The sequence below is a fragment of the Methanobacterium sp. BAmetb5 genome (assembly GCF_003491305.1).
GTDB lineage: Archaea > Methanobacteriota > Methanobacteria > Methanobacteriales > Methanobacteriaceae > Methanobacterium.
This window is the reverse complement of sequence record NZ_CP022706.1, coordinates 2,065,205-2,075,000: the sequence shown is the minus strand read 5'-3', so window position 1 is coordinate 2,075,000 and position 9,796 is coordinate 2,065,205. Positions and strand designations below refer to the sequence as shown.

Here is a 9,796-nt window from a genome sequence, read left to right as displayed (position 1 = left end):
ATTCCATGGACTGGTTAACCATTTTACGTGAGGTTTTGTACATGGATTTTAATATTTCCATCATCTCCTCACTAATGGGATCTGATTCATGGAGGGCGAAGTTGGCAATGTGACAGGTATGGTCGGCAATGCGCTCCAGATCGTAGCCCACTTCCCCCATGATCATGGTTTTACTGAACTCGGAGTAGGGGTTAATGGATATCACGGTTTCCACCGAAGAACGAATCTTTTCATGCATGTTGTTGGAAATGTAATCCAGTTTCAGGGCTTCTTCAGCCATTTCGGCATCGTACTGTGACAGGGCTTCAAAGGACATGTCAAACTGCTGGCAGATGTGTTTGGCCATGTCCCGGAGCATATCTTTTATGAGAAAGGTTCCAGCGTGTTCCCGGGAAGTTTTCTCCTCATCGAACATTTCGGAAAATTCATCGAATTTCTTGAGATCCAGGATGTAGGCCCGGCGAACCACACCCTCCTTGATCATGGGTTGCAACAGTTTAGTGACGTACCTCCGGGTCAATCCCAGTTTATCTGCTATTTCATCCTGGGTAGCAGGATTATCGTATAAAATTACCTCCAGAACTGCCTTGAGAGTACTGTTTTTTGCTCGGTTAGTCATTTTATCATTGCCCTGATAAGAGATTTACATCCCGCCAAGTTAAAGTTAAAGATTATCACTATGTTAAAGGTTCATTCTATTTCCTTCAAACCTGGATCTTCTTTACTGGAAATATTGACTGAATCCTGGATCAGTGCTACTATCACATATAACAGCACCGCTATGAGTATTATGGAGATCAATTCACTGAATTGATGGAAGATGGGGGAATACAAGGCCACAATTGGAGAATTATAATCCACAAATCCCGCCATGAGTTTCACCACACCCACACCCAGCACCGCCACACCGTAGATCGGGGGTATGCGCTCCGGTTCCAGCAGGGGATAAACTCCCATTACAATGAGCCCCACCCCAATGGTTCTAAACAGGTTCCATCCCGTGGCGGTTTCCAGGGACTGGAATAATTCACCCGGCATGTGGTAAACTGAAGACAGAAGATAGATAATCTCTATCCCCAGGATTATCACCAGGGGAAAAACATAAAATATACTGCTTTCCACCCTCTGGGTCTTTAAAGTGTTCACATTTTCTATAGGGTCCTTAAAAACATGGCTCATAAACTGATAGAGCATGGAACCTATTACTGCACCAATTATAGTTCCGGCTATTCCCAGCTGAGAGGTCGTGAAGGCCACTATCCCGGAAATAACTCCGGCCATTATTATATCTAAACTTTTTGACATTCTATCGCAAACTCATTTCATTCCAAATTTTTTAGTAAATCTCTATGAATGATTTAGTAAATCTTTAGTTAGTAAATCTCTGTTAAAAGATTGTTAAATGTATTGAAATTTCAAATGTTATGTGATTTAGGATTTAATGATTTTCCTTTCTACTAATTCATACCTGATGTATGGAGTTGTGAGTATAAGATTGGATTAGGAGGGATTCATCACGAACTTCCACGGAATAATGTGCCATCGCTTTTTTACTCCCAGTTTCCGTCTTAACCATATTAACCAACACTTCTCCATCCTTAATTTCCAGTTCATTGTAACTGGCACACATGTTACCCCTCAGTTTACCAGTGGTGGCCGTTCCTGAATTTAAGACCACCATGTTGTTAAGCATCCACACATTGGGGACATGCTTATGACCATTTAACACAAAATCAACACCATTTTCAGTTAAAACATGCATTAAATCCCCGGAATCGAGCAAAATATTCCTTTCTCTCCCAGTTTGAGGTATGGGGATAATATGGTGGTGGAAAGTAACAACTTTAGCCCGGTCCTCTGGTATTTTGGCCAGTTCATCTTTCAACCAGTCCATCTGGTCGCGTCCGATCTGTCCGTGGCTCACATCAGCTTCAGCAGAATCCAGTCCAATGATGGTGAAGTTGGAGTTTTTATCGGTGTGTACAAACTTCCGGGGGCTGATCATGTTCTGGAAATGGACCAGTCCCACGTTACGGGCATCGTGGTTTCCCGGGACCCAGTGTGTTTTGGTTAATGACTTTAATTCATCAACGAATTCCAGGGACTCCTCGTATTCATGTTGAAATCCACTGGCAGTGATATCTCCAGCAAATATTAACAGATCCGGATTGGCATCCTCCAGTTGATTTAAGAGATTGGATTTGAGTTGGTGGGAGAAGGTAATGTCACCAAAATGCACATCAGATAATTGAATTATTTTTTTAGCCATCTAAAACACCAGCCATGTAAAATTAAAAAAATTAAGGGATCTGATTTAGAGCTCCGTAAGATTTTATTGGCCCTTATTTACCCGTGGGAGTGTGACGAGTAGAACAGACCACGTACTCCTCATTTTCAACCTTAACTGAATAGTTAGCCAGCTGTTTTTTACGACCAGTTTCTGTATCCACCAGGTTCACCACGAAATCCTCATCTTCAAAGGATAGCTGGTTGTAGCAGGGTCTGGTTTGACCCCTTAGCTTACGGGTGGTGGCAGTTCCCGAGTTGAGGGTGACCATCTTTTCAACCATCCACACATTGGGAACATGTTTATGGCCGTTTAGTACCAGGTCAACACCCTTGTCGGTTAATAATCTCATTAAATCCCCAGAATCCAACAGTATATTTCTTTCCCTTCCAGTCTGGGGGATGGGCATCAGGTGATGGTGGAAGGTTACTATTTTACCCATGTGTTCGGGAATTTTTTCCAGCTGGGTTTTCAACCATTCCATCTGGTCTATACCGATCTGTCCATCGTTGATATCTGGTTCAGATGAGTCCAGACCAATTACTGCGTATTCCCCGTCCTTGTCCATGTGAACAAATTTCCGGTTACCAATCATGCTCTCGTAGTGTAGTAATCCCACGTTACGGGCATCATGATTACCGGGAATCACGTAGGTCTTGGTCAGGGAACGCAACTGGTCAACGAAGGCTGCGGCCTCCTCATATTCATGGGGATATCCGTTGGTGGTAAGATCACCGGAAACTATTACCAGATCCGGATTTTCACCTTCAATCTGGTTTAAAATATTGTTTTTAAGATCGTGGGAAAAGTTTTTCTCCCCAAAATGAACATCGGAAATTTGGATTATTCTCTCTCTCATACCAATCACCAAAAAGATTGAATTAATTATCAAGTTACAGAGTAATTTTATCTCAATGATATCTTATTAGAAATTAATATAAGGTTTTCTAAATATCTAAGGATAATATAACAATGGAATATCTAAAAAAACTAGGATTATATGATAATTAAAAGAAAAGCCTTAGGGGGGATTCGAACCCCCGGCCTATACCTTACCAAGGTATCGCTCTACCGGCTGAGCCACTAAGGCAATAATTGTAGTTGAACTTTTTACTATTTAAACTCTCTTTTAGTATTTAAAGTTTGTTTGAAGTTGATCCATGAATAGTATAAAGTGCAGGGGAAGGGATTCGAACCCTCGAAGGCCTACACCAGAGGATCTTAAGTCCTCCCCCTTTGGCCGCTCGGGCACCCCTGCAATACACTCAAGTGGGTGAATGTCATATATTAATTTAACGGTTCCCACTCCCTAATCAGGGGTAAATTATGTGGGACCATCAGATTTTTTAACCCCCATTTAATATACAGATTAAAATCTTCCACTTTAATATTATTATATCAGTAACCATAATTAGATTAACAATATATATTCTCTACCAGTGTCTTGTACACTGTTCATTAAAGAAAAATTAGGTTATCTTCACTGTTTATTCGGTTAAATAGCAGTAATTTTTGATATTTATTTTAACCAATTCATAAGGAGGTGAATTTGTAGGTATGGATTCATCAAAACCTTCACATTTAAGAACCAGAATCCTGAGTCTGAAAAATTACGGAGTTAACATGGATCTGGCCGATGAGAGAGAACTAAATGAACAGGATGGAATTATTGAGAGTAATGGTAGTTTATTTTATGTTCTTATTTTAGGTGAGGAACCCATTTCCTGTCATCAATGCGACCAGATGAGGGTGGACACTCCCCAGGTTAAGATCTACCGTAAAGGGGAAGTGATAGGAATCTGGTACAAAGAATACATTAAAAAAATCATGGTTGCAGGTAAAGGAGTGGAATTGACCCTGAATATAAAATAATAAGCAAGCGGCCAGTAAACCAAGCCAAAACATCATTAATCATTTATCAGGTGAAAATATGGTATATTTTCCGTGCCCCCTGGTTAGAAAGATTAATAAAGTTAAGATTTTATAAATATAACACTAACTACACAACTGGAAATAAAAGAACCTGTCATTAAGTGTTTAATGAGGATCTGGTGTTAAGATGATAATCTCTGCAGAAGAATGTGGATATTGCGGAGCATGCGTAGCAGTCTGTCCCTACGGTACTCTGGAACTAGAGGGAATGAGGATCATTCAGGGGGAATGTAAAAACTGCACTAAATGTTTAATAGTATGCCCAGTGGGAGCAATTAAAGAGGGAAACCATGAAGTATGATGTGGTGGTAGTGGGGGCACGTATCGGTGGATCCACGGCCTCGTTGTTTGCATCTAAAAATGGTTTGGATGTGTTAATGATTGAAAAAAATCAGGAAATTGGAACTCCAGTGCAGTGTGCCGAAGCCACCAGTTCCAGTACATTCCAAACCCTGGAAATGGAACCTTCCCCTAAATACGTTTGTTCAGAAATTAAAGGAGCAGATGTGTATGCCCCGGACGGTACCCACGGTCATCTGGAAGGGGGATATGCTGAAGGATTTATTTTAGAGAGAAAAATATTCGACAAGCACTTGGCCATTGAATCAGCCAAGGCAGGGACAGACATCATGGTCAAGACCCGGGTTAAGGATCTCATACGCCGGGACGGTAAGGTCTGTGGAGTGGTGGCCACCCATATGGGCCATACCCTGGAAATTGATGCAGATGTGGTTATTGCTGCCGATGGAATAGAATCCCAGATAGCCCGAAAGGCCGGGCTTAAAACCCAGCATACCCCGGGTACTCTCTGTTCCTGTGCGCAGTACGAAATGGTGGGTGTAGACTACGATCCCCACTATCTTCAATTCTATTTTGGGAGAAAAATAGCCCCGGGGGGCTATGTATGGGTCTTTCCCAAGGGTGATGGTGTGGCCAATGTAGGGGTGGGTGTTCGGAGCGATACAAAAACTGCCTACAGCTTTCTAAGAAAATTTACGGCCAATATGGATGCCACTCCCGTGGAACTCAACATAGGTGGAGTTCCAGTCCGAGGCCCGGTGGATAAAACCTATACTGATGGCCTGATGGTAGTTGGGGATGCTGCTGGCCAGGTAGAGCCTTTCACAGGGGGAGGAATCCATGTAACTGCTCACTGTGCACGTATTGCTGGTGAAATGGCGGTAGAAGCCATTGAAAATGATGATACCTCCCGTGGTTTCCTGAAAAACTATCAAAAGCTATGGAAAAAGGAAGTGGGGAAGGATCTTAAAGAATCTCTCAAGTATCGTAAAATAATGGATCAACTGAGTGATGAGGAAATGAATATCCTGGCCAAATTCCTGAAGGACCAGGACCTGGAATCCATTTCCAAAATGTCCATGCTTGGTTTTGTACGGGAATACCCTCAATTTTTAAAACTTTTAAAGGAGATACTATAGTTAAACCAGTACCATTTATAACTTCCGCAGTCAATAGAATAGAATAATTATATATTTACCCCCAGTTCCCGGAGATTGCTATGGATTCTGAAGTGAATATCGAATATCTGGAAGAAGAGAAAGATGTGGAGGGTTTGGTAAAAGCCCTTAAAGATCAGGATTATCTCACCAGGAAAGAAGCAGCCCGTGCTTTGAAAAAGGTAGGTGATGAAAGGGCCGTACTCCCCCTTATTGAAGCTCTGCGCTATAAAACCTGGCACTCAGACTACATCGTCCTGAGTGCAGTCCGGGAAAATTCAGCAGAAGCCCTGGGAAAAATAGGCGACCCCCGTGCAATTCCTTCCCTCATTGATTCCATGGAAGGAGATCCGGATGAAGAAGTCCGGTTAAAGGCAGCCTGGGCCCTGGGAGAAATAGGAGACCCCCTAGCAGTTGATGCCTTGATTTCTGCCCTGGAAGATAACAATTGGAGTGTCAGGAGGACTGCTGCCAATTCTCTGGGGATCATTGGTGATAATACCGCTGTGCCCTATCTTATCAATGCCCTGGAAGATAGTGACTGGCATGTGCGGAAATATGCCGCAGTGGCTTTGGGGAAAATGAGAGATGAACGGGCCATTCCTGTTCTTCTGGAATCATTGGATGATGAGGATGCTGATGTGCGGTGGAAGTCCATGCTGGCCCTGGGAAAAATAGGTGACAGCGCAGTCCCCGCCCTTATAAAAACACTTAAAAACAAAAACTGGAGAATGAGAGCCAAGGCAGTGGAAGTCCTGGGGAAAATCGGGAGTGAAGATGCTCTCTTTGCATTAATAGAAGTTCTTTCAAAACCCATTGATAAAAATCGCCATGTGCGGGGTAAAACTGCCGAAGCACTGGGAAGAATCGGCGATGCCCGGGGACTAGAAGTTCTGAGGAATGCTCAAAGGGATGAATACAAATATGTACGGGATCAGGCTGATATAGCCATCCAAAAAATTCTCAAACCCAAAAAAGAAGTTCGAATTTTAAATTATGATAATGGAGAGGTATCCTTAGATTATTCTGATCACTGGGAAATGGTGAGTACCTCGGATGCCAAGAAGGTGCTCCGTGGTCTGTATGCCAACAACTCCATAACTTTATCTCTTAACCGTAACACTGATGTAGGGGAAATAACATCCCGTGAATTTGCAGAAATGCTCAAGGATGTGTTCCGTATTCAGGGTAGTGAAGTAATGGATGAACGGGGCTTTGAAAAGTATGATATGGAGATATATGAGATATACGGTGAGAACCACGAGGTAACCCCCACCAGTATACTGATTGTTTCCTTTAAAAAGGCAAATTTACTGTACTACCTGTGGTTCGTGGGAGATCCCGTCGCCTTCCAGGAAGCCAACGAGGATATAAAACTAATGGTGGACAGTTTCTACATATACGGTTAATCGAATCATTTAGAGGTTTATTTTATTCTATTTTTTAAGAAATGAGATTCCATTTGTCTATTACTATTATGTTTTCAGGGGTAGAATTTAAGAACCCATTTGTGAAACTTCACTATAATATAATTAACGATTACATACCCCGGACATATCGAATTCTGGAGATGCACCATGAAAGGACACCCTGATAACAAGCCCCTGGAAAATGTTTGGATATCAATTTATCCCGCAGATGATCTCGTTTTTGCAGTGGGAGTTTCTCCCCGGAACCAAAAAATAGTGAAAATATTTCTACCCCAGACCAGCCGGGAGAAGATCCTGGAACAGGTTACCCTGGAATTTCCCCACTTCCAGTTAACTGAAAAATACCAGCCCTTACTTAAAAGGATTGTTAAAATCTACCAGGGAGATTCCCTGGATTTTGACCAGGATATGCTGGACTTGTCCACTGAAAAATCAAAAAATAAGGCCGGAACGGTTCCCTATGACTTTGATCTTAAGGCACTGGAAATTGTTGCGGAAATCCCCCGGGGAGAAGTTAGAACCTACAAGGAGGTGGCAGAGTCCCTGGGTGGCCGGGCCTGGAGGGCGGTGGGGAGTGCAATGGCACGGAATCCTTTCCCACTGGTTATACCCTGCCATAGAGTGGTTAGATCTGATTTGAATCTGGGTAACTACGGTGGGGGAGTGGAAATGAAGAAGGAACTGTTAAAAAAAGAGGGTGTGAAGATAGAAGGTCTTCGTGTAGTGAGACCCTAATCTTCCCAAATTAATTGGTTTTAGTGGAAAATCTAATTTAAAGCTTGTTCTGGTAGGCTTTCATGGCCTCGTTAAGTACTTCGGTGTAGGAGAGATCCTTTTTAAGTTCATCCAGGTCTTCCACCGAGAATATCTTGAGGACATTATCCTTACAGGCCTCTACACAGGCCGGTAGTATCTGATCTTCGGCATCCAGGCACAGTGTGCACTTCTGCACTGCCTTTTTCTCTCCATCTATAACCAGCATACCCACGGGACAGGCGATCATGCACAGGCGGCACATGATACAGGAGTCCTCATCCACGATTAAAGTGCCATCTTCTTCATAGATGGCACCGGTGGGGCATATTCGGGCACAGGGAGCCTTGTCCGGGTGACATTGCAGACAGAATACTGGTACTGTGCTGCTTTTCTTGGCTCTGGCTACTCCATGGGTGTTTTGGCAGGCATTGATGCAGTCCTGGCACTCACTGCAGCGACGGGAATCAATTACCATCAGTGTCTTCATGTTAATTCCTTCCTGATTACTCATTCCTTATTAACCACAAGTTGGGATATTAGGATTTTTCTTTAAGTTCTTCCAGGAATCCAGGCACACCGGAAGAGTCTCGGGGACCAACCAGTACTTCCCAGCCACTTTCATCCTCAATTTCTCCACTTACTGGAGCGGATAAACCGGGTATGATCAGGGTGCGGGTATCCACCTTATCCTCGATACCGGTTTCTTTAATAAGGTCAGCCACTGCTTCTGCATTTAACTGGCCACCTGCCAGGGAAACGTCCACTGCCCTTCCTTCAGTGTCCAGTACCAGGAGGTAAGCATTGGCTTTGCCTTTGATATCTCCTTCCACAGTGTAGAATGTGAGGGCAAAGTTGGTGGTCATGAGGACCGGGGAGTTTTTATCCAATTCACCGAACTCATATAATCCCGGATCCACTGCCTGTGGCTTCCGTGGGTCAGTGTATATGCCCTGTCTTAGGGTGAGGACTGGTATTAATTCCCATATGTTGGTTCCGTGGAATATGAGTAGGTCCGCATATTTGTTCATGAGGGTGGCAGCGATGGTTGCCTCCCGGATACCTCCCTGAACTTCATCTTTCTCGTATATCCAGGTCAGGGCAGGTATTCCCATTAAGGGGAAGCGGAAGTCTTCATCTCGTTCTTCCACTGCCAGTCGACGGATCATGACGAAGTTATCCAGAGTGTCACCAATTCCTTCCTGGACAAACGTACCAGGATCCAGTACTATATCTTCTATTCCCTTATTCCTAAGGGCCCGGCTCAACTGTTTCATCTTTTCCAGGTCGTTAGGGGAGAATATGGCTACCGGGCAGTTGTATTCCATGGCCAGGGCTGCCATTTCTTCCAGATTAGATTCATTTACCGCGTATATTAAAGGTCTTTCGTCTCCTACCTTTTCTAAAGCGGCTTTCATGGCATCTGGGTCGAATGAACACAGCACCAGGGGTAGTTTGGATTTTTTAAGTTTCAAAGCAGCTTCGGCGAATTTTTCAGCATTTCCGGATGCATTTCTCAGGGCGATAGCATCGAGGGTGAGCATTTCACCGATCCTTTCAAATTCTGTTTCCTCTATGACCTTTACCCTTTCTGCGAACTCAGCATCACTGATGTTGTCGGAAATGTCAATGATCAGGGAGGTGGGGTTGTAGTAGGTTAACTCGTAGCGGTACAGTACTTCATCCCCACCAATGGTGATGGTTTTATCACCGGTTCCTATGGTTATCTCCTTTACTGCTGGTGCCAGCAGGGTTTCCAGTTTGTCGAAAGCCTCGGATGATAATTCGGTGCATATTTCCAGTTGGGCTTCTTTTTCCGATAATTTGGTGGCAAAGGCCATGCAGGAGGCCTCTCCACAGGCAGCTTCTTCACAGTCTTCACAGTTAGTCTGGGGAAGCAATCTGTATATATCCATTGCCGTGACTTGCATACTCAT

Annotated in this window: 11 protein-coding genes and 2 tRNA genes (1 of these 13 only partly in view); 5 read left to right on the top strand and 8 right to left on the bottom strand. The window is 43.6% G+C overall.

The genetic code is table 11. The annotated features are described in order from the left end of the window. The 6 genes from CIT02_RS10325 to CIT02_RS10300 form a co-directional block, all read right to left on the bottom strand. Positions 1 to 619 carry the 5' portion of a phosphate uptake regulator PhoU gene (locus tag CIT02_RS10325; protein WP_292612206.1) on the bottom strand. The gene continues 281 nt to the left of window position 1, outside the view, so 619 of the gene's 900 nt are visible here — the first part of the coding sequence; it begins with the start codon at positions 617 to 619; the stop codon falls past the left edge of the window. A 71-nt stretch (positions 620 to 690) separates the two neighbouring features. After that, complete coding sequence (locus tag CIT02_RS10320) at positions 691 to 1,305, bottom strand: hypothetical protein (RefSeq protein WP_292612204.1); 615 nt, start codon at positions 1,303 to 1,305, stop codon at positions 691 to 693. A gap of 157 nt (positions 1,306 to 1,462) precedes the next feature. Continuing rightward, positions 1,463 to 2,269, bottom strand: a complete 807-nt coding sequence (locus tag CIT02_RS10315) for a metallophosphoesterase (protein WP_292612202.1) — start codon at positions 2,267 to 2,269, stop codon at positions 1,463 to 1,465. A gap of 73 nt (positions 2,270 to 2,342) precedes the next feature. Further along, complete coding sequence (locus CIT02_RS10310) at positions 2,343 to 3,146, bottom strand: metallophosphoesterase (RefSeq protein ID WP_292612201.1); 804 nt, start codon at positions 3,144 to 3,146, stop codon at positions 2,343 to 2,345. A 158-nt stretch (positions 3,147 to 3,304) separates the two neighbouring features. Continuing rightward, positions 3,305 to 3,377: transfer RNA gene (locus CIT02_RS10305), tRNA-Thr, on the bottom strand. A gap of 85 nt (positions 3,378 to 3,462) precedes the next feature. Further along, positions 3,463 to 3,545: transfer RNA gene (locus CIT02_RS10300), tRNA-Leu, on the bottom strand. 299 nt (positions 3,546 to 3,844) lie between these two features. Between CIT02_RS10300 and CIT02_RS10295 the strand changes: the two genes are divergently transcribed. The 5 genes from CIT02_RS10295 to CIT02_RS10275 all read left to right on the top strand — a co-directional run bounded on the left by CIT02_RS10295 (position 3,845) and on the right by CIT02_RS10275 (position 7,841). Continuing rightward, the gene (locus CIT02_RS10295; protein ID WP_292612199.1) at positions 3,845 to 4,159 is read left to right on the top strand and encodes a hypothetical protein; all 315 of its coding nucleotides are present in this window, start codon (positions 3,845 to 3,847) and stop codon (positions 4,157 to 4,159) included. A gap of 187 nt (positions 4,160 to 4,346) precedes the next feature. Further along, entirely contained in the window at positions 4,347 to 4,520 is a 174-nt protein-coding gene (locus tag CIT02_RS10290) for a 4Fe-4S binding protein (protein WP_292612197.1), read from the top strand. After that, positions 4,510 to 5,658 (top strand): NAD(P)/FAD-dependent oxidoreductase, encoded by a 1,149-nt coding sequence (locus CIT02_RS10285; RefSeq protein ID WP_292612195.1) that lies wholly within the window; start codon positions 4,510 to 4,512, stop codon positions 5,656 to 5,658. Before CIT02_RS10290 ends, CIT02_RS10285 begins: the two co-directional genes overlap by 11 nt. A gap of 80 nt (positions 5,659 to 5,738) precedes the next feature. Continuing rightward, the gene (locus CIT02_RS10280) at positions 5,739 to 7,085 is read left to right on the top strand and encodes a HEAT repeat domain-containing protein (protein WP_292612193.1); all 1,347 of its coding nucleotides are present in this window, start codon (positions 5,739 to 5,741) and stop codon (positions 7,083 to 7,085) included. 168 nt (positions 7,086 to 7,253) lie between these two features. After that, positions 7,254 to 7,841 (top strand): methylated-DNA--[protein]-cysteine S-methyltransferase, encoded by a 588-nt coding sequence (locus CIT02_RS10275; protein WP_292612191.1) that lies wholly within the window; start codon positions 7,254 to 7,256, stop codon positions 7,839 to 7,841. Positions 7,842 to 7,878: 37 nt separating this feature from the next. On the opposite strand, the gene CIT02_RS10270 is transcribed toward CIT02_RS10275, so the two are convergent. Continuing rightward, complete coding sequence (locus tag CIT02_RS10270; protein WP_292614966.1) at positions 7,879 to 8,349, bottom strand: 4Fe-4S dicluster domain-containing protein; 471 nt, start codon at positions 8,347 to 8,349, stop codon at positions 7,879 to 7,881. A gap of 49 nt (positions 8,350 to 8,398) precedes the next feature. After that, positions 8,399 to 9,790 carry an acetyl-CoA decarbonylase/synthase complex subunit gamma gene (gene acsC, locus CIT02_RS10265; protein WP_292612189.1) on the bottom strand — a complete coding sequence of 464 codons (1,392 nt, stop codon included), beginning with the start codon at positions 9,788 to 9,790 and terminating at the stop codon, positions 8,399 to 8,401. Between the last annotated feature and the right edge of the window lie 6 nt (positions 9,791 to 9,796).